Annotated in this window: 13 protein-coding genes; 9 read left to right on the top strand and 4 right to left on the bottom strand. The window is 69.6% G+C overall.

The features are described from left to right. Window positions 1-1,039 precede the first annotated feature (1,039 nt). Genes CP976_RS38360 through CP976_RS38350 form a run of 3 tightly spaced genes read left to right on the top strand, consistent with a single transcriptional unit; the run spans window position 1,040 to window position 12,401 of the window. Complete coding sequence (locus tag CP976_RS38360; RefSeq protein ID WP_150484470.1) at window positions 1,040-8,806, top strand: HAD-IIIC family phosphatase; 7,767 nt, start codon at window positions 1,040-1,042, stop codon at window positions 8,804-8,806. After that, entirely contained in the window at window positions 8,803-11,295 is a 2,493-nt protein-coding gene (locus CP976_RS38355) for a thioester reductase domain-containing protein (RefSeq protein ID WP_150484469.1), read from the top strand. The genes CP976_RS38360 and CP976_RS38355 overlap by 4 nt, the downstream gene beginning before the upstream one ends. Before the next feature lie 23 nt (window positions 11,296-11,318). Beyond that, window positions 11,319-12,401 (top strand): alpha/beta fold hydrolase, encoded by a 1,083-nt coding sequence (locus CP976_RS38350; RefSeq protein WP_229876673.1) that lies wholly within the window; start codon window positions 11,319-11,321, stop codon window positions 12,399-12,401. Window positions 12,402-12,480: 79 nt separating this feature from the next. Here CP976_RS38350 and CP976_RS44740 read toward each other — a convergent pair whose 3' ends face one another. Together CP976_RS44740 and CP976_RS44395 are read right to left on the bottom strand one after the other, a co-directional pair. Continuing rightward, window positions 12,481-12,792: a GNAT family N-acetyltransferase gene (locus tag CP976_RS44740; protein ID WP_373304946.1), complete on the bottom strand. Its 312-nt coding sequence runs from the start codon at window positions 12,790-12,792 to the stop codon at window positions 12,481-12,483. 214 nt (window positions 12,793-13,006) lie between these two features. Then, complete coding sequence (locus CP976_RS44395) at window positions 13,007-13,135, bottom strand: hypothetical protein (protein ID WP_268250170.1); 129 nt, start codon at window positions 13,133-13,135, stop codon at window positions 13,007-13,009. A gap of 963 nt (window positions 13,136-14,098) precedes the next feature. On the opposite strand from CP976_RS44395, the gene CP976_RS38340 reads away from it, so the two are divergent. Then, on the top strand, window positions 14,099-14,320 hold the full coding sequence (locus tag CP976_RS38340) for a GlsB/YeaQ/YmgE family stress response membrane protein (protein WP_229876675.1): 222 nt from the start codon (window positions 14,099-14,101) through the stop codon (window positions 14,318-14,320). A gap of 403 nt (window positions 14,321-14,723) precedes the next feature. Here the strand turns inward: CP976_RS38340 and CP976_RS38335 are convergent, their stop codons facing one another. Continuing rightward, window positions 14,724-15,116, bottom strand: coding sequence for a hypothetical protein (locus CP976_RS38335; protein WP_150484466.1), 393 nt, complete (start codon window positions 15,114-15,116; stop codon window positions 14,724-14,726). A 747-nt stretch (window positions 15,117-15,863) separates the two neighbouring features. Between CP976_RS38335 and CP976_RS38325 the strand changes: the two genes are divergently transcribed. From CP976_RS38325 to CP976_RS38305, 5 genes are all read left to right on the top strand, one after another. Further along, window positions 15,864-16,370 (top strand): Chromate resistance protein ChrB, encoded by a 507-nt coding sequence (locus CP976_RS38325; RefSeq protein WP_150484465.1) that lies wholly within the window; start codon window positions 15,864-15,866, stop codon window positions 16,368-16,370. Beyond that, window positions 16,367-16,798 carry a chromate resistance protein ChrB domain-containing protein gene (locus tag CP976_RS38320; RefSeq protein ID WP_150484464.1) on the top strand — a complete coding sequence of 144 codons (432 nt, stop codon included), beginning with the start codon at window positions 16,367-16,369 and terminating at the stop codon, window positions 16,796-16,798. The genes CP976_RS38325 and CP976_RS38320 overlap by 4 nt, the downstream gene beginning before the upstream one ends. Next, window positions 16,795-18,192 (top strand): chromate efflux transporter, encoded by a 1,398-nt coding sequence (gene chrA / locus CP976_RS38315; protein ID WP_150484463.1) that lies wholly within the window; start codon window positions 16,795-16,797, stop codon window positions 18,190-18,192. Before CP976_RS38320 ends, chrA begins: the two co-directional genes overlap by 4 nt. Before the next feature lie 102 nt (window positions 18,193-18,294). Continuing rightward, window positions 18,295-18,945, top strand: a complete 651-nt coding sequence (locus CP976_RS38310) for a hypothetical protein (RefSeq protein ID WP_150484462.1) — start codon at window positions 18,295-18,297, stop codon at window positions 18,943-18,945. A gap of 55 nt (window positions 18,946-19,000) precedes the next feature. Beyond that, window positions 19,001-19,729 (top strand): DUF1775 domain-containing protein, encoded by a 729-nt coding sequence (locus CP976_RS38305; RefSeq protein ID WP_229876677.1) that lies wholly within the window; start codon window positions 19,001-19,003, stop codon window positions 19,727-19,729. A gap of 78 nt (window positions 19,730-19,807) precedes the next feature. Here CP976_RS38305 and CP976_RS38300 read toward each other — a convergent pair whose 3' ends face one another. Further along, on the bottom strand, window positions 19,808-20,785 hold the full coding sequence (locus tag CP976_RS38300) for a M56 family metallopeptidase (RefSeq protein ID WP_150484461.1): 978 nt from the start codon (window positions 20,783-20,785) through the stop codon (window positions 19,808-19,810). Between the last annotated feature and the right edge of the window lie 5 nt (window positions 20,786-20,790).

Raw genomic sequence — 20,790 nt, 5'->3', positions numbered from 1 at the left:
AGATGCCGCCCCCCAGTCCATGCGGCGTGAGGTTTCCCCACCCGCCCCCCGTTCGAATCGAGAGCTTAGGTTGACCGGATCACGACCGTCAACCGTCTCCTCAGGACCACGCCGGTCGATACTTCAGTCCGGACTTCACCGCGCAACATCCGTCCCGGGACCGGGGAAAGAGAGAAGCGGAATTCACTCATGCTGCCATCAGACCTGGCCGGCCAAGGCTCTTGGCAGCAAACCGGACTCACGTGTGCGCGGCCGTGGGCCGCACGTCAGCGCCCCGGTCGGTACGCGCACGGCAGACGATCGGCCCAGCCGCCAGGCGGCGGGAGAAGCAGTCGATGACGTCACCACGCACCTGACCTGGTCGAGTGAGATATTCGGCAACGCCCGTGTTCTGGAGGGCGGATCATGGTTGACGGCTTGCAGCGGATGACCTAAGCTCCCTTCGCATTCGATCAAGGTTGCGAAACTCTCGGGGGGTGAATCCAACCATGATGGTCGAGGACAATCAGGGGTTGTGTGAGTGTGAGCGTGAGTGGTGAACTTCCGCTCTGGCTCGTGTAACAAACTCACCATTCAACTTCTGCTTCCCGGGGCGCTGCCCATCCTGAGTGAGATCGTCGTTCAGACGCGCCAGGTCAGCCGGCTCGGCACACGGCGGTCAAGCCTTTTCCGGGGCCACTTCGTTGCACTCCACTGAGCATCCACTTTCTTCAGTGGCGCCTTCAGGATTCGACGCGCATCGTCACCGGACCTGACGGGAGACTTCTCTCGCGATTCCTGGCACCCGCTCCAACAACCGGCGGGAGCCTGGTCCGTCGCGTCACGAGACGCTGACTGATCCCCGACGGACTTTCCCTGCCCGCCGTCGTCCTGCACTGAACACACTGCCCTCCAGCCCCGCAGCGCGGTTCGTTTCCAAACCGCATACGCGTGCGCCAGCGCTCGGCAGTTCACCGTGGCGCAACTCCGGCTGTTTCCACCGGCCGTGCCCCTACCGGGCCTATCCGCCGGCCTGATGCTCCTTCTCGGACGGACACCGATGACCGAATCCACCATGTTCAGCGAGACCTTCACTGTCACCGCCGACAACCCGCTGCTGCACGGGCACGTCGTCCACGGACGCAGCCTCCTGCCCGGAGTCGGTTACGTGGACCTGGTCCTCCAGGTCCTCGCTCGGCATGGCCACCCGGTGCGAGACGTGGAGTTACGCAACCTCACGATCCTTGCTCCGCTCGTCGTCGGGTCCGCCACGCCTGCCCTCACCACCGTCGAGGGACGTCCGGGGCCGGACGGCGGCTGGCGTGTCGAGGTCCGCAGCCGGCACCCCGAGGACACCGTCGACGTTCTGCACGCCGTCGCGACCGTGCGCCGCTGCGCCTCCGCCGCCTTCCCCGAACGGCTTCCGCTGCCCGTCGACGGGGCTGCCCGGCGTACCACACTCGATGAGATCTACAGCTGGTGCCGCGAGTACGACCTGGTCCACTCCGGCCTGATGAAGATCAGCGGAGTGATCCATCACCGGACCGGCGACTGGATCGCAGAAGTGGAGCTCGCCCCCGAACACCAGGGGACCGACCCCGCGTTCCTCTTCCACCCGGCCCTGTTCGAGGCAGGCCTCCTCGGCGGTGGTGTGGCCATCGGCATGCTGTACGACGACGACGGGCCCGGACTCTACCTGCCGCTCATGTTCGAGCGGTTCCGCGCCACCGGACCACTGGGGAACCGCTGCTACGTCCGCGTCCCCGCCGACTCCGTACGCCGGGACGAGGAACTCATACGGCTCCGCGTGGAGTTCTACGACGCCACCGGCGCGAAGGTCGCCGAGGTGGGCCGGTTCGTGGCCAAGCGGGTCCGCGCCGAGGCGTCCCTCGACGTCCGCGGCGACACCTCCACGCTGCCGGTACCGGTCCCTGCGGCGCCTGTGGCGGCTGCTTCGGCTGGGGGCGGTGCCCTCGTGGAGATGGTGCGGGGACTGGTGGCTGCCCGGCTGGAGGTGGCTGCGGATCGGGTGGATGTCGAGCTCGGCTACTACGAGTTGGGGTTGGCGTCGGCCGACCTGTTGTCGTTGGTCGCGGCCTTGGAGGAGCGGCTGTCGGTGGAGTTGTCGCCGACGGTGATGTTCGAGCATCGGACGGTCGCGGAGTTGGCGGTGTGGTTGGAGTCGCAAGTGCCCGCGCAGATCCCGGCGACCGCCTCCCCCACGGCTCCCCTGACAGCACAGCCCCATCCGCTGCTCCACCGGACCGTCCCCGGCGACGGCGACGGCACGACGTACGAAACACGCTTCACCGGTGACGAGCCCTGCCTGCGCGACCACCGGGTGCACGGCGGGAAGGTTCTGCCTGGCGTCGCTCATCTGGAGATGGCCCGGGTGGCTGCCGCGAAGGCGCTGGGGAAGGGCGACGCCGCCGCCGTCCGGCTCACCGACGTGGCGTGGCTGCGGCCCGCCCTCTGCGGTCCCGACGGACTCGTGCTGCGGGTGCGCGTGTGCACAACCGCTGCGGGCGGCTGCACGTACGAGATCCACAGCGTGGACCAACGAGGTGACACCACCCTGTGCAGCCAGGGGCGCGCGGCCCTCGCCCAGGACGCCTCGCAGCTCCCGCTCCTCCTTGACGACCTGCGTGCCGCCTGCGCCGATGCCGTCCACACCGGCGAGCACATCTATGGGCTCTACGACGGCACGGGAATGGTCTATGGCCCCTCCCAGCGGTCGGTCGCTCGGCTGCACGTCGGCACCGACCCCGACGGGCGCCCCCAGGCCCTGGCCGAACTGCGCCTGCCGCCCGAGGCGGAGCCTCTCGGCGCCGCGGGTCTGATGCACCCGAGCATCCTCGACGGCGCCCTCCAGGCCACCGTGGGATTGTGGCCGGCTGAGACGGCCGATGGCCGGTCGCCCGGCCTCGCGCTGCCGTTCGCCCTCGAACGCGCCGAAGCCGTCGCCGCCACCCCCACCACCGCGTACGCGTGGATCCGCCACCGGCCCGGTGGCGCCGTGGAGACCACAGCGGCGCGGCTGGACGTCACCGTCGTGGACGAACGGGGCCGTGTGTGCGTGGAGCTGACCGGCCTGTCCACACGCCATCTGCGGGACTCCGTGCCCGCTGCGGTGGTCGGTGGTGAGGGGGCGGGGTTGGTCGTGGATCGTGCTGTGGCCCATCTCAGACGGGTGCTGGCTTCTGCTCTGAAGCTGTCTCCTGGACGTCTTGATCCCGATACGCCGCTGGAGCGTTATGGCATGGACTCGGTGCTGGCCGTGGCCATGCTGGAGCCGCTGGAGGACGTCTTCGGGCCGTTGTCGCGCACGCTGCTGTTCGAGGTGCAGACGGTGCGCGCTCTGGCCGCCCACCTCGCCGCCGACCACCCGCAGGCGCTGCGCACCCTGATCGGCGCGAGTGCGTCCCAGCCCCCCGTGCGGGCCCGTGCCGCTGTGCCGGAGCCGGCCCGGGCGGACACCTTTGCCACCGTCCCGGCCCCGCTCCCGCCCTCGCCCTCGCTCTCGCCGTCGGTGGGTCAGGACATCGCCATCATCGGGATCGGCGGACGCTACCCGCACGCCGACGATCTGGACGCGTTGTGGGCGGTGCTGCGTGAGGGCCGCGACTGCGTCACCGAGGTCCCCGACGACCGCTGGAAGAGCGGCGGCCAGGCCCAGTGGGGCGCGTTCCTGGACGGCATCGACCGCTTCGACCCGCTGCACTTCGGTATCTCGCCCCGCCAGGCCGCCGCGATGGACCCGCAGCAGCGGCTGTTCCTGGAGACCGTGTGGCACCTGCTCGAACAGGGCGGCCTCACCCAGGAGGTGATCGAGCGCCGCTACGGCCGGCGCGTCGGCGTCTACGTCGGCGCCGCCTACCAGATGTACCGGGCCGACCCCGCACAGGACCCCGCCCTCTCGGCGCTCACCTCGTCCGCCTCCTACAACCTCATCGCCAACCGCGTCTCCCACTTCTTCGGCCTCGAAGGCCCCAGCCTGGCCGTGGACAGCATGTGCACCTCCTCGGCGATGGCCATCCACCTGGCCTGCGCCGACCTGCTGCGCGGCGAATGCGAACTCGCCGTCGCCGGCGGCATCAACCTGACCGTCAACGAGGACAAATACCTCGCGCTCTCACAGATGCAGCTGCTCGGCACCCACCCCGGCAGCCGCAGCTTCCGCGACGGCGACGGCTACCTGCCCGCCGAAGCGGTCGGCGCCGTCCTCCTCAAACCACTGCAGACGGCCCAGCGCGACGGCGACACCGTCCTCGCCGTCATCAAAAGCACCGCCTCCCAGCACAGCGGCCGCTCAAACGGCTTCATGACACCCAGCCACCGCACCCAGGTCACCACCATGCGCCGGGCACTGCAACGCGCCGGCACCACACCCGCCGACATCGGCTACATCGAAGCCGCCGCCAACGGCACCGCATTCTCCGACGAAGTCGAACTACGCGCCCTGCGCGAAGTGTTCACCGACGCCGGCGGCACCGTCCACGTCGGCACCGTCAAATCCAACCTCGGCCACCCCGAAGCCGCCTCCGGCATCGCCCAGCTCACCAAAGTCGTCCTCCAGCTCCAACACCACCAGATCACACCACTCCTCGACACCGGCACCCCCAACCCCCACCTCGACCTCAACGGCTCACCCCTCCAACTCACCGACCACCTCACACACTGGCAACCACGCGGCACCACACCCCGCCGCGCCCTGATCAACTCCGTCGCAGCCGGCGGCAGCCACATCAGCATGATCATCGAAGCACCACCGGCAACCCCTCACCCCGACCAGAGCACCCCCGACCCCACACCTCAAGTCGTCCTGGTCTCCGCCCGCACCCCCGAACGCCTCCACATCGCCGCACGCCGCCTGCACGCCTTCCTCGAAGGCGACGACACGGCGAGTCTGGCCGACATCGCCTACACGTCCCAACTCTGCCGCGAGCACCTGCCCGAGCGGCTCGCCCTCGTCGCCGCCGACCGCGAGCAGCTCGCGCAGGCCCTCGAACAGCACCTGGGCGACGGCGCGGCCGCCACGGCGGGCGGCGCGACCTCGCATCGCGGCAACACCGAGGAGGACGCCGGGCCCCTGACCGCTGTCCTGACCGGTGCCCGGGGGGATTCCTTCCTCGCCGATCTCGTCGAGGACCACGTCCTGGAGCAGCTCGCCGAACTGTGGGTGCGCGGTGCGCGGGTACCGTGGCACGGCCTCCACGCCGGGCCGCGCCGCATGGCACCGCTCCCGGCGACCGCGTTCGAGCCGGGCAGCTACTGGGTCGGCCGTGCACCCCGGCTGCCCGCGCAGGCCCCCGCGGCCGAGACTGCGCCTCCCAACCCGCCTCGCGACCTTGCCGCGCCCGCCGACGCCGAACGCACCATGGCCGGAGTGTGGGCCGACGTCCTCCGGATCGAGGCCGATGGGCTGGTCGGGCACAGCGATTTCTTCGCGCTCGGCGGCAACGCGCTGCTGGCCACCCGCCTGGTCACCCTGCTCAAGGAGCAGACAGGCGTGGAGCTGCCGGAGCAAGCGGTCTTCAACGCGTCACGGCTCGCCGACATGGCGCAGGAGCTGAGGCGGCACGCCCCCCGGACCGGGGATGCCGACACCCGGATGCAGGTGCTGGACCGGATACGGCACCATGTCGCGGAACTGCTGGGCTTCGACGCCGGCCGGCTGAACGTCTCGACCCCGCTCACCAACCTCGGTATCGACTCGGTGACGGCCATGCGCACCCGAGGTCTGGTGGAGGCTGAGTTCGGACGGGTACTGCCGGTGGCGGCGCTGCTCGACGGGGCGAGTGTCATGGACATCGTGGACTGGATCCTCGACGGCCGGACCGACGCGGAGGCCAGGGAACCGCTTGTGGCGTCCGGGAGGGGCACGCGCCAGGAAGGCTTCGAGCCGCTTGTCGTGCCGGGCACCGACGGAACCGTGCGGTACCCGGCGACCCGTGACGTCATACGGCTGTTGCGCACGGAGCAGCTGGGCACCCCAGGGGTCACCCACAACATCGGCTCCGCCGTGCAGCTCGCCACTCCGGTCAGCCGGGAACGGCTGACCGGAACACTGGACAACCTCGCCGCCCGGCACGCGGCCTTGCGGACGGCGATCGTCGCAGACCCTGAGCACGGCCTCCAGCTGGAGGTCGGGCAGAGCCTGCCCGGAACCTTGCTGCGATGGTCGCCCGTCGACGAGGACACGGACGCGGACCAGCGGCTGCGCGAGCTGCTGGAACCACCGTTCGAGCTTGCCGTGGCGCCGCTGTGGCGGTTCGAGCTGCTGGACTACCCGTCGGGGAAGCAGGTACTGCTCTACGGTGCGCACCACGCGGTGTCCGATCTGTCCTCACTCGCGCTGGTGGCAGCAGAGATCGGCGCTGAACTCACGGGTGAGCATCTGTCGTCCGCTCCCTCCTTGGACGATATCGACGGTCTGATGCGGGCACAGCCGGCGCGAGAGGAGACGGACGGCCAGGAGGCCTCTTCGGCGCAGCCGCGTGAGTGGTTCTCCGGGGTCCGCAGGCTGGATCTGACCCTCGCCAAGCCCCGCCCTGCGGCACGGTCGTACCGTGCGGCGACCGAGCTGGTGGAGGTCCCCGCCGGGCTCTCGGAGCGGGTCGGAACCGAGGCAAGAGGGCTTGGGATCACCCCGGCCGCCTTCTGGCTGGGCACGCTGACCATGTTCCTCGCCCGTCTGCGGGAGCGCAGCCGGTTCGTGCTGGCGGTTCCGGTGGACACCCGGATGCACGCAGAAGCGCTCGACGCGGTCGGGTTCTTCGGCGTTCCGATCCCGTTCCCCGCCGAGGCCTCCCCGGGCGAGTCGGTGGCCGAGGTGTTGCGCCGGACCGACGACCGTCTGGGCGTGCATCTGGAGAAGGGCATTTCCTTCTCGGACACCATGTCCACGCTGGTGGCGGAGGGGCTGTATCGCAACGACGCGCCATTGGTCGAGGTTTACTTCAACTACCTTCCTCCGCGCGGCCTGAAACTGCCCGGACTGGAGATGCTCCCCGCGGGCACCGGCCACTCCGACCTCGATCTGATGATCAGCGTGTCACCGGATCTGGGTCAGATGCGACTCGACTACAACCTGGACATCCTCGACAGCGCCAGCTGCGCCCGGTTCGGCCGGGACTTCCTCCGGCTGATCGCCGAGGTGATCGGCCAAGCAGGCACGGGCACAGTGGGCGCTCTCCCGGTGCCCGCACCCCCGTCGCGCTCATCGGCACCCCGATCCGTCGCCCTGGCAGCCACCTTTGCTCTGGGCAACCTCTCCGCGCTGCTCGGCCTCGCCCTGGAGGGCACGGGACTCACTGTCGCCGAAGGTCCGTATCACCAGGTTCTGGCCGCCCTGCACGACCCGTCCGGTGTTCTCTCCGATCCGTCGGCCGCAGCAGCCGTCGTCCTGCTGCGCGCCGCCGACCTGGGGCGTTACGGCGACATCAGCGACGAGTTGCTGGCCGAACTGGGCGAGGAGTATCCGGCAGCCCTGCGCTCGTTGGCCGAACGCACGGGGAAGCCCGTGATCGTCGCCTTTCTTCCCGCCCACTCGACCGAAGGGAGGCTCCATGACTGGGAGGAGCAGGTGAGTTCCCGGCTCCGGGATCAGGCCGGCATCGCGGTCATAGGGCCGGAGACCTTCAGCGGCGATGATTTCGCCGACCCGTTCGACGCCGAGACGGACGCACTGGCGCACCTGCCGTTCCGGACGGAGTTCCAGGCCGCAGTGGCGCTTGCCCTCGCCGAACTGGTGCAGGCCTCCCGCCGCACCCCGCCCAAGGTGATCGCGGTGGACGGCGACGAGACTCTCTGGGACGGCATCGCAGGGGAGGACGGGCCGGAGCACGTGGGCCTCGTGGGGGCCCGTGCCCAGCTTGCCCGCCGACTGCTGCAGTGGCGTGCCGCAGGTGTTCTGCTGGTGCTGGTCTCCAACAACGACGAGGCCACCGTACGTGCCGTACTGGACCGGCCCGACAGTCTGCTTCGCGCTGAGCACTTCAGTGTGGTCTCCGCCGGCTGGACACCGAAGCCCGAGCGCCTCAAGGCGGCGGCGGAGGAACTCGGGCTCGGGCTGGACACGTTCATGTTCCTCGACGACAACGCGGCCGAGATCGCCAGGATGAGGGCAGCTCTGCCCGAGGTGCTCTGCGTGACCTGCCCGCCCGGAGAAGGCCTGCCGGACTTCCTTACCAGGCTCTGGCCGGTCGTTCCACGCGCGGCGACACAAGAAGACGCCGCCCGGGCGGACTTCTACCGGCAGGACAAGGTGCGTGAGGAAGCACGTTCCCGAACCACGTTCGCCGACTTCCTGGAGCGGCTGGACCTGGAAATGGACTTTCAGCTGCTCAGCGCCAACACGATGGAACGTTCCGTCCAACTGGCCCGGCGCACCAACCAGTTCAATCTCCGCCCCGCGACGGTGGGCGAGGCGGAGCTGACGGGCTGGCAGCAGGACGGCGAGGTGTGGACCGTACGGGCGCGGGACAGGTTCGGCGAATACGGGCAGGTCGCCGTCGTCGTGATCCGTCCCGATGGCGAGACGCTCGAGGTCCTGGGCTGGATGATGAGCTGCCGGGTGCTCGGCCGCGGTGCCGAGGAACGGGTTCTCGGCTGGCTGGCAGACCGAGCCGAAGCCTTGGGCTGCCCGGCCGTGCGCCTGATCGCCGAGCATACGCCCCGCAATATCCCCGTACGCCGGCTCGTGGCCGCCTTGGGCGGCGGGGCCCCAGAGGCACCGCGCCTGGAGGCAGTTGTCCTCGTGGACCGGCTCCGGGACTTCCGCTCATGGGACACCACAACAGACGAAAGCGTGGAGACAACCGCATGAATCCCAGCCCTGAGACAGGTGGCGACGTACCGGCGCGCCATCACGAGGTGGACCGGCAGCACGAGGGAGAACTGATCGAAAGCGGTCCGCGCGGGTCCGCCGCGATCGCCGGTCTGCTGGCGCGTTTTCAGCCGCCGCCCTCGCCACGGCAGTCGGTGGACAGCACGAACGCCCCGCAGGGCCCGGTCAGCGGCACACCGGCCTGGGGTCTCGAACAACTTGCCAAGGCCATCGTCTCGAAGGCAGCCGCCCTGCTGGACATCAAGGAGATCGACACCGAGACCGATCTCTTCGACGCCGGTGCCACCTCGGTGGACGCCGTTCGACTCGTCGCCGTGCTCGACCGTGAGCTCAACGTCAGACTCAGTCTGGACGACGTCTTCGCCGACGCCAGGCCCCGGCGCCTCGCTCAACGCTGGCTGGGCAGTCCGACGAAACGCCCACTGCCCGAGGCGCCCGCCGCCACCGGAGCCCCTGTGGCGCCCGCCGCCACCGGAGCCCCTGAGCTTCCGGTAGCCTCCGCGCCGTCCGCCACCACGACGGCATCGCAGGGCACCGACATCATGCCGACCGAGACCGTCACGCCGGACGAGACGCTCCCTGTGCTCGACGACCATGCCGAGGACCTGGCCCTCATCATGGCCGACCTCGCGCGTGCGGACCAGCTTCCCTGGTGCGGCGACCCGGAACCGGTCCCGCCCCGCCGTGTCCTGCTGACCGGTGTCACCGGCTTCCTGGGGGGCCACATGCTGCTCGACCTGCTGCGGCACAGCGACGCACATGTCGTCTGCCTGGTGCGCGGGGACACCGTGCAGGATGCGGAACGGCGACTCGCCGAGGGCCTCGCCGGTTTCTCCCTTCCGTGGTCGGCCGAGATCCGACGACGGGTCACGGTCCTCCCCGGCGACCTGCGCCGGCCCCGACTCGGCCTGACGGACGAACAGTGGGAACTGCTGGCGAACGAGCTCGACTCGGTTGTCAGCGTGGCGGCGGCCGTGGACTTCCTGCGCGGCTACCCGTCGCTGCGCCGGACCAATGTCCTCGGCGTGCTGACCCTCGCCGAACTCGCGATGACCGGACGGCCCAAACCGCTGCACCACATTTCGTCCATCGCCGTGTTCAATGAGATCGGCATCGCCTCGATGGGTGAAGACGATCCGGTGGCACATGTGGACCGGCTGACGGCTGGGTATGACAAGTCGAAGTGGGCGGCCGAGGCAGCCCTCAGGCGCGCCCGCGACCGTGGCCTGAAGGCAACATTTCTGCGCCCGGGCGGCATCGTCGGCCACACCCGCACCGGCGCCTACAACCCGCACGACATCAATACGGGCCTCTTTTCCGCCATCTCCCGTTACCGCGTCGCGCCCAAGATCAACTATTCCAACTCCGCCCCGGTGGACTGGGTGAGCCGCGTCGCGACCGCTGTGATCTGCGAGCCGAGCGGCTGGGGCCAGAACTACCACCTCACCGGACGGCCGGACACTCTCACCGAGATGGTCCGCGATCAGGAACTCGGTGGTCTGAATGTGCGGGTGATGGCGTGGGATGTCTGGCTCAAGGACTTTCTGGCCCGCTGCGAGAGCGATCCGGTTCCCGAACTCGAATTCATGGCGCGGGTGCTGCGCAACCCTGCCGGCCAGAAGATCGTCGAGGCGAGCGTCACAGCTCCCATGGCGACAGGGGAGCGGACCGAGGCGTTCGTCGCCCGGCACAAACTGCCACCACCCACCCGCTACGACGCGCAGGCCCGGCTCAAGAGCTACGAGCGAATGGCCCGTGACGGCCTGGTGATCCTGCCCCATCGCGACGACCCACCGCACCTGTGGTTCCGGGAGACGATGCGGGGCAAAGTCGGCCCGGCCGACGGCAAGCCTGACACTCACTGCAGCTTCGCGCTGACCCTGTCGATCGCCAGCATGTACCAACTCGTGCAGCACCGCACGATCGACGTACGCGGCACGGTCTCCTGCTCCTTGCTGCACCCGGATCCGCTGACCGTGGATGACGGCGAGATCTGGGTCCGTCCCCACGAGGGAGTGCCGCACCGCCACGGCCTGGACCACCCCCTGCTGCGTTACCGCCTGGCCCTGCGCGATTCCGACGGAAACGGCTGGTGGCTGGAGGGCTGGAAGACGGCCCGGGCCCGCTTCGACTACATGAAGCAGGCCCGTACTCTCACCATCCGCGCCGGGCGCGAGGGCGAACCGGCGAGCCTGGCCGGAACGATGAGGGTGCCCAAAAAGTCCTACAAGCGAGAGCAGATAGACGGTATCCGGGTCAATCCGAATCTGTCGATGCGGGAGCAGCGGATCGCCAAGCTCGCCTGGCTGACCTGGTTCAGCGCGCAGTTGGGCCAGGGGCTGCTGGAGCCCACGCTGCGCGCCGGCGCCGAACTGCTCGACCTGCGCCCGGACGCCATCGACCTCGACAAGGACAGGTACCAGGCCAAACTCAAGCAGTGGGAAAAGGACAGGAAGCACCTTCGATGACACTACGACCGCTCTATGCCCCGATGGATCGCGTCACCGTTGAGCAGATCCCGTTCCATGCATCCGACGGCACGGAACTCGGCCTGTCCCGGCTGATCGCCAACACCCCCACCGATCAGAACGGCACGGACCGTCCCGCGGTCCTGCTCCTGCACGGTCTCACAGCTTCGGCCGACATGTTCGTACTCCCCGAGACGCGCAACCTCGTGGACGTCCTGCTCAGCGCGGGCTACGAACCATGGCTGCTGGACTGGCGGGGCAGTTGCCGCTTGCCGCACAACGAGGGCCGCGTCCGGTACACCTTCGATGATGTGGCGCTCTATGACATCCCGGAAGCGGTGTCGTACATCCGCGACCGGATCGGCCGGCGCCAGCTCTTCGTGGTCGCCCACTGTCTCGGAGCACTGTCGCTGTCATTGAGTATGACCGGCGGCTTGGTGCCAGGCCTCGCCGGAGTGGTGGCACAGGGTGTGTTCATGACGCCGAAATACTCCGCGAGGTCCCGGCTGCTCGGCCACCTCGGCGGGGAGTGGGGCCGCTCCCGCTGGACTCACCTCCCGGTCGACTTCACCAAGGTGGGCTTCCGCTCGCGCTACACGCCGATGTTCGCGCTGGCTTCCCTCTCGGCCGGCGACTGTGACGACCCCACCTGCCATATCCTGCACAACTCCGCATGGGGTACCGGCGCGTCACTCTATGTCCACGAGAACCTGCACGAGCGAACCCACAACCGGCTCGCCGAACTGTTCGGTTCCGCGCCCACCTGGATAGGGCCGCATCTGCGACGCATGGAATTGGCCCACACGGCGATGCCCTGGAACACGGCCGGCCAAGGCTACGACCAACTGCCGGAGAACGCCCTGGACAGCGCCGACCGCATCGACTGTCCCGTCTTGCTGCTCGCCGGCAGTGACAACAAAACCTTCCACGATTCAAACGAGCTGTGCTACGACATCCTGTCCAGCCGTCACCCGGACCTCGACGTCCGGTACGTCGAAATTCCGGGCTACGGCCACGTCGACCCTTTCATCGGCCGTGGTGCCGCCCTTGACGTGTTCGGCCACATCGTCGATTTCCTCGACGAAAGGTCTGCCGCTTCGACCTGAGTCCTGCTTCTGAGACCAGCAAGGATGTTGTGGCGCTGTCCACGATCACCTGGACCTCACGCTGAGGGTCCGCACGCCGTCACAGGGTTCGCGCGAAAACACGTGCGCCGCGGCGCGGGTCCAGGGACGTCGCCCACGCCTCGGGCGCGAGGCGCAGGCCGGCCGGGGCGAAGCCGTGCCGCAGGAAGAGGCTGCCGCTGCCGACCGTCGCGGTGAACAGGGAACCCACCGACTGGGCGCGCGCCCTGGCCACCGCGGCAGGCAGCAGCCGGCCTCCCAGTCCGCTGCCCTGCCGGTGCCGGGCCACGCAGAAGTTGTAGAGGACGCCCGCGGGACCGCGACCCCCCTCCGCGTCGGCCGCGTGTACGCGCAGGGCCAGGCAGCCCTCCATGGTGCCGTCGGGTCCTCGGCCACGACGAAGTCGGCCGCGTGGGCTGCATAGAGGGAGAGGGAGGCGGGGCACGGGCATAACTCCCCCGAGCGGACGAAGGGTTGGGACAGGGCGGCGAGTGCGGCGGCGTCCTCGGGGCGGGCGGGGCGTACGACGGAGGTCGCTGTGCGAGGAGTGTGCGGCAACGGCGGTGCGGCGGGCGGCATGGCCGTGTTCAAGGCTTCCCTTCCCCGCTTTCGGATCCGGCGCCGCGTCGGTCGCGGCCGTCGACGTAGGTCGCCACCACCTCGATGTCGCCGATGCGGGAGGTGTCGACGCGCCGCGGGTCGAGCCGAGTACTCACGGTTCCTGTGCCCCTGCCGGCTGCTAAGCACCGGTCGCTGAGGAACAGGCGCGAGGGTCGCCCCGCCACACGGTGTCAGCCAAACGCAGACGTCCCAGACCGGACCCGCCGGCCCCCTACCGCCATCTCATCGCGCATCCGCCCCCTCGTGCCAGTGCACACTTCGCCGGGAACTCCCGGGAAAACCAGGGAAGTGGAGGGAAGCACTCCGCAACCCCCAGCACAATTGCCCAGGTCAGCAGCGGTGCAGGTCACGCCCAGGATGCCACCGGCACAAACGAACTGTCCTGCCGGGATGTTCTGGCGTTGTCTGGGCACCGCGCTGACCTGCGCGATAGCCCCGACACACAGGGCCTCGTGCACATCGCGTGCACACTTGCGAGGGCCAAGCTGTGACAGCTAAGCCCGGGGGTCGTTTGCTCAGTCCGTTGGGCAGGCGAGGACGCATCATGGCAGCTCATGCCTCCTACGCTGTGAGCGCAGCAGCAACGCCGCCTCATGCAGCCCCGCAGGAGACGGATGCCGAACAGTTCATCGAAGGAATCCGGTGCGTTTTCCCAGTCCACTTCTAGAGCGAAGCCGTATGTGTCCAGCGTCTCGGCGCGAGTGCCGTGCCTCATCCGAGCTTGCACACGCCGGGGCGCTATGCCAGCGGCGATCACGACAGCGTCCATAACGTCCCGTACATCTCGGAACGTCGCCGTGGCGGCGACCATGACTCCTTTGGCACGTGCTCTGTCTTACGAGCCGGCCGTACTCCTCGGCCGGAGAATCCAACCACTCCGGTGACGGTGGCGCAGCGCGTACGCCGCCTTCAGCAGGCCATAAGCCCCGGCCAGGCGTCTCACGCACTCCACGGGCCGACCCCATTTCGAACGAGCACCCGAACGTCACCAACGACCGAGGGATGCCGGACCCGTCACGGAGATCTCAGGTGCCATCAGCGCGATCGTCATCGGCATCGTGATCAGTTTCCTCGGCCGACTCCTCATCCCCGCGCGCCAGCGCGTCGGCATCCACTGGACGATCCTGATCGGCCTCGCCGCCGCGTTCATCGGCATCGGCATCGCCTCCGGCCTCGACGTCGCCGACACCAAGGGTGTCGACTGGGTCGAGTGGCTCATCCAGATCGCCCTCGCCGCCCTCGGCGTCGCAGTGGTCAGCAAGGTGAGGCTGCGGCACTGAGGCTTGTCCCCTGCTCTTGAAGCCGGCCTGCGGGTCATTCGCCCGCAAGGCCGGCTCGGGCTGCCCGGTCTCCTTGTGCTCTCCGTCCTCGTCGCGCCGCACGGGCCATAGCTGCCACACCAGAAGACTCGCCGCTACCAGCCCGGCGACGCCCCAAAGAATGTTCTGGGCAGACGTGACGAAGGCAATGATTCCGCCACCTTCGGCAGCGGAAGCGTAGTAATCGGGTGCATGGCTCGATTCAACTCGCAGGGCGTGGTCAGCGGTGGATGCCGGGCAGCTCTGAGCCGCCCGGCACATCGCGATGAGATGTGCGGACACAGCGGTCACTCCGGTGTCAAAGAGGAAGACGCACCGCGGTCATGTGCGGGCGCGTTGACGTGACGGGGGGAGTACCGCCGTACTAGGGCGCGCAGGGCTGCACACGGTGTAGCAGGACCGTGAGAGCGCGCGGCCGAGGGAGGGCCACCGGGGGAAGAGGGGGCCGGGGTGGCTGCGGAGGCGCCATACCGGTCAGGCGCAGGACGAGCCCGATGACGTACAGCAAGCAGTCCCACCAGCGATGGGCGGTGGCGGCTACGGCGTACGTGAGACGTGCGGGCAGGTCGGAGGCGCTGCGGAAGGCATGGGTCAGAGCCAAGGCCGCCACCAAGTTCAGGGCCACCATGGCGAGGGCGTTGTGGTGGATGGCGGAGGGCAGTCGGACGTGGCCGTCGAGCGCCGGGGCCGCGATGTCGCTGTCGGTGAACTCCAGCCAGAGAGGCAGCAGCGCCTGGACGGCAGCGAGGGCGAACATGCTCCTGCCGTTCGCTCCGGCCCGCAGGACGGGACCGGCGCAGCCAGCGAGAACTACGACCGCCAGCACAAGAGCTCGCCAGGACATGGACGAGTCGGTCGTCGCGTGATGCAGCCCAGCGGCCAGAGCGACGCCGGCCACCGCGAACCCGACCGCGCGTGCGGCGGTACCGCCTGCGGTGCGAACGAGTGCGTGATGAGCCGACATGTCTGGACCATCATGACGCATCAGGAGCGCGCCGCGGCGCCACAGTGGCATTCCCGCATCCCACCCCCTACAGCCGACCAGTCCTCAGTCGCTGCCTGATACGTAGACGTAGACGTCGGCGAGCAATGCCGCCAGACCTGCGCGCAGTGCACATCCGACGGCGCGGCGTGCGAGTTCTGTAGCGAGTGGACCCAGGCCGTATACGAGCACCGCCACAGCGAGGGCGAACACCCCCGGAGCCGGTGTCTTGCCAACTGCCCGGGAACACGGGGATCGGCGCATCGGTGAAGAACGGTTTTCCGTGTGCGGCGCGGAGCATGACGTTCCACAGAATCGGCCCCGCCGCGACGGGGCCGATTGCCCCCCGTGACGACCACAGCGATGCGGCCGCCTCGGATGACGGCGGCCAGCAGCACAGCGGCGAAGACGGCCGACAGGGCGGCTCCGTATCCGATCTGACCCCAGCCGATCATGACGCCTCCTACCCATCAGCGATGTAACCGTGGTTACACACGCCTGCGTGAAGGAGGTGCCTGTGTCATGACCGCACAGTCCCAGCCCCCGGGCACAGCCCAGCGAGGCGAATGGGTCCTGCTGTCCTATCGGATGCCCCGCGAGCCCTCCACGCCCCGCATCGCTGTCTGGCGCAAGCTGAAGCGGCTCGGGGTCGCACAGCTCTCCGACGGTCTGGTGGCGCTGCCCGCCGATGCCCGTACGCGCGAGCAGTTGGAGTGGATCGCGGACGAGGCGATCGAGGCCGGCGGCGCCGCCTCGATCTGGCTGGCCCGGCCGACTGCCTTCGCCCAGGAACGGGAGCTGGCCGCCGGCATGGCCGAGGCGAGGGCCGCCGAGTACCGGGCCGTGATCGACCAGGCCGACCAGGCAGCAGACGGCACCAACACCGCAGCCGCCGTGCGCAAGCTGCGCGCCGAGTTGCGGCGCATCGGCCGGCGCGACTTCTTCCCGCCGCCCGAACGCGCCCTGGCGCACGCCGCCGTCCGCGCCCTGGCCGAGCAGACCGAATCACCTCAGGAGGAGAAAGCATGAAGTGGGCGACCCGCGCCGGCATCCACATCGACCGGGCCGCCTGCGCCTGGCTGATCCGCCGACACGTCGACAAGGAGGCGGAGTTCGTCTTCGTCACCGATCCAGCACAAGTCCCCGAAGGCGCGACCCCGTTCGACATGCGTGGCGTGGAACTCGGTCACCACGGCGGGGACTGCTCGTTCGAGACGATCCTGCGCCGGTACGAATTGACCGATCCGGTGCTGTGGAAGCTGGCCGAGATCGTGCACGAGGCCGATCTCGACGACGAACGCTACGACGCCCCCGAGGCGCCCGGCCTGGACGTCGCCCTGCGCGGCTTGTCCATGATCTGCGACGACGAGCGGATCCTGGAACTGACCGGGCCCCTCTTCGACGGGCTGTACGAGTACCACCGCCGGGCCACGCTGATCGGGCGTGATCCCGCGTGAGCGCCTCGGAGACCACGGCCGGGACCACGGCGGAGTCCGCCGCCGTACGTGATGTCGTGCCTTTCCGGACGGCGGTGCGCACCTGGTTCGCGATATCCCTGCAGACCTTCGGTGGTCCGGCCGGGCAGATCGCGGTGATGCAGCGCGCGCTGGTGGAGGAGAAGCGGTGGATCGGCCAGCAGCGGTTCAACCACGCCCTGAGCTACTGCATGCTGCTGCCGGGTCCTGAGGCCCAGCAACTCGCCATCTACGTCGGCTGGTTGCTCAACGGTACTCGAGGCGGCCTGGCCGCGGGCACCCTCTTCGTCCTGCCTGGCGTCGTCGCCCTGCTCGCGCTGTCGGCGCTGTACGTCGCCTTCGGCACGACCGCCGCCGTCACCGGGCTGTTCGCCGGGCTCGCCCCGGCCGTGGTCGTCATCGTCGCCCAGGCGGTGTGGCGGGTGGGCCGACGGTCCCTGACCCACCCCGCTCTCATCGCGCTCGCAGTCGCATCCTTCGCCGCGCTCGCCCTGTTCGCCGTCCCCTTCCCGCTGGTGGTTGCGGTGGCCGCGCTCATCGGCTGGCTGCTGGCCCGCCTCGCCCCGCAGACCCTGCGCCCGGCCGCCGCGCACACCGCCGACGACGGCCCACCACCGCTGATCGCCGACGACGCGTTGCACGCCGAACGCCCCAGCCGTCATCGGGCGTTGCGCATTCTCGGGCTCGGCCTGTTGTTGTGGGGCGCGCCACTCGCCGCAGTGGCGGTCCTCACAGGCACCGGAAGTGTCTTCACCACCCAGGGCCTGTTCTTCTCCGGCACCGCCCTGGTCACCTTCGGCGGCGCCTACGCCGTCCTCGCCTACGTAGCCCAGCAGGCGGTCCAGCACTACGGCTGGCTCGGCGCGGGCGAGATGGTCCGCGGCCTCGCTCTCGCGGAGACCACGCCAGGGCCTTTGATCATGGTGGTGCAGTTCGTGGCCTTCCTCGGCGCCTACCGGGATCCTGGCGCCCTCAACCCCTGGGCCGCTGCCCTGCTCGGCGCGCTGCTGACCACGTGGGTCACCTTCGTGCCCTGCTTCCTGTTCATCTTCCTCGGCGCGCCCTACATCGAGCGCCTACGCGGGAACCGGTCTGTGTCCGCCGCGCTGACGGGCATCACGGCGGCCGTTGTCGGCGTCATCGCCAATCTCGCCGTCTACTTCGCGCTCCACACCTGGTTCGCGAAGGTCGACGACCGTACCTGGGGGCCGCTGCACCTCCAGCTCCCCGATCTGTCCACCGTGCGGCCCACCGCCTTGGCCATCACCTGCGCCGCCCTGGTCATGGTCTTCGGACTGAAGTGGAGCGTCCTGCGCGTCCTCGGCGTCTGCGCCGTTCTCGGTCTTGCGGTGGCCGGGGTGACGGCCCTCGGCTGACATGGCACCAAGGGTCAGCCAGGCAAGCGGCAATCCGGACGAGCCGTCTCTTTGGGGATCCCACCCCGCCCACGCTCGGTCATGCCTGATGATGGGCGTGCCATGACCGAGCTGAGTACGACGTTTCGCGCGCCACTGCCCGTGTTCCGGGCCGCTGTGTTCGCGTTCGTCGGCACGGTGCTCGGGGTGTCCGCGCACCATCTGGTCGCCGAAGGACCGGCGCCCTGGCGGCAGAGCGCGGCCGCTGCCGCCGTGCTCTTCGCCGTGGGACTGGCCGGGGCCCGGCGTCCCCGTTCTCTGATGTCCGTGGTGGCGGTGTGCGGTGTGGCGCAGTCCGCGCTGCATCTGTGGCTGGCGACGGCACACGCGCACTCTGCCCCGACTATGTCCGTGACTGCGCACGCCCATCACGGGACGGACGCTCACACGGCCTGGCACGAGCGGCTGCACGGCTCGCTCGCGATGACCGCCGTACACGCGGCTTCGGCGGTGTTGGTCGCTGTGCTGCTGCACCAGGCGGACACCGTGTGCTGGTCACTGGCACGGGGTATGACGGCCGCGGTCGACGCGGTCCGCGCCCGGATGGCCACGGTCCGGACGCTGCTGAGGGAACGCCTCGCAGCCGCGCGGTACCGGTTGCCGCCGGCGGTCATCGGGGCGTGGCTGCAGGGGCCGCCTCTGAAGAGGGCAGTGCTCGCAGACGTGCTGGTACGCAGGGGACCGCCCCGGGCAGGTACCCCTCTCGCCATTTGACCTCTGCGGGACGCCCGACCGGCCGTCCCGCGCTCGTCCCTGCCTGGAGACACCCATGTTCCATGCCATGAAGAAGCACGGCACCGCCCGGCACTTGGCCCTGCTGACCGCCGCGACCGCCGGCGCCGTCCTCCTCACCGCCGGCCCGGCCGCCGCCCATGTGGAAGTCGAGGCCGACAACGCCCAAGCCCTCGCCGAGAACGTCAAGCTGACCTTCGTCGCCGAGTCGGAATCCGCCGACGCGGGGATCACCGAGCTGCGCGTGGTCCTGCCCAAGGGCATCGCATCCGCCGACGTGGCCTACGACAAGGGCCCCGAGGGCTGGAAGTTCACGGCCCGCGACGACGGTTACGTCATCAAGGGCCCGGCCGTGAAGGCCGGCGAGGACGCCGAGCACTCGGTCGTCGTCAAGCAGCTGCCCGACGCGAAGGAACTGGCGTTCAAGACGCTGCAGACCTACAGCGACGGACGGATCGACCGCTGGATCGAACTGAGTGAGCCCAGCGGCGACGGCCACGGCAACGAGGCCCCGGTCCTCGAACTCAAGGCCGCCGCGCCCGGCGCGAAGCCCGCCAGTCCGTCCCCGAGCGAGAGCCGGCCGGCGTCGCCCTCCCCCACTCCCACGGAGACCGAGCCGGAGTCCTCTCCGGCGGCCCAGGCCGAGGCGAAGGAGGACGGCGGCGGCCTCTCGACCGGTGCGTGGATCGGCATCGGCGCCGCGGTCCTGATCGTGGCGGGCGGTGCCGCCTACGTCGTACGCCGTCGGGCCGGCGCCCAGCAGTAACAGCAAGGATGCCGATCGGCCCCTTTGCCCACGCGGTCTCCGCAGAAGCGGCGCCGCGGCAAAGGGGCTGACCGATCGTTACCCGGTACCCGGCAGGTGCGCCGTGTTGGCGAGCAGCACCGCCGGGGCCATCGCTACCAGCACGGGCACTGCGAGAGCGACGGCTGCCGCCGTGCCCGTCAGAGCCCGTGACAGCCGCCCCGGTACTGCGGGCGGGGCGGAGATCAGGCGGCGAATGCGCTCGGCCGGATCGGGACCCGTCATAGCGACTGCGCCCGGCGGCGCGGGATCTGCCGTCCCCGGTGCTGTGCACATCTCCAGCAGGGCCGAGGCCACGGTGCGCCGCCCGTGCTTGCGAGCCGCCTGGTCGTCGGCCGCCATCTCCGCGAGACGGCGTACCTGGTGCGCGTACGGGCGCAGCAGCCCCATCCAGCCGAGGGCCGCCGTCAGGACGTCGGCGGTGAGGATCGCCCGGTGGTGACGCAGTCGCAGGTGGGCCCGTTCGTGTTCGAGGGTGGCGGCGAGTTCCTCGGGTGAGAGCAGGTCCTGGGCCGCGGTGGTGACGACGATGCGGGAGCGACCGGGCGGTCCGGGTATGCAGAAGGCGGCCGGGGCGGCATGCGCCAGTACGCGAACCGCAGGGTCGTCGCCGCGGCCGTGCGAGCCCTGGGCGTCGGCTGTCAGCCGGTGGCGGTCACGTGCGCGGCGCACGCGCAGAGACCTTCGCGCAGCGGTCCACGACAACCCCGTCATGCCCAGAAGGAGGGCGAGCAGTGCCGCCTCGGTGATACCTCTCGCCTGCCAGGCACCGCCGTAGGCGGCGTGGATCAGCGGTTTGTCGGCGTGGAAGAGCCACACCATGCCGTGTTCCCACAGGTCGTGCGCGGCCAGGACCAGGGCGCCGCTCACCGATGCCAGCAGCCCCAGGGCGCAGGAGTGCCACAGGCGCAGGGCTGCCTGCGGGTGGCGGCTGACCCAGCTCGCCCCGGCCAGTGCCCGAGTCACAGGTCCGCCGATCAGGAGCGCGTGTGCGAGGAGCCCAGTGATAACAAGCATGGTGG

This window comes from Streptomyces coeruleorubidus, assembly GCF_008705135.1.
GTDB lineage: Bacteria > Actinomycetota > Actinomycetes > Streptomycetales > Streptomycetaceae > Streptomyces > Streptomyces coeruleofuscus.
This window is presented reverse-complemented; position numbering and strand designations above follow the sequence as displayed.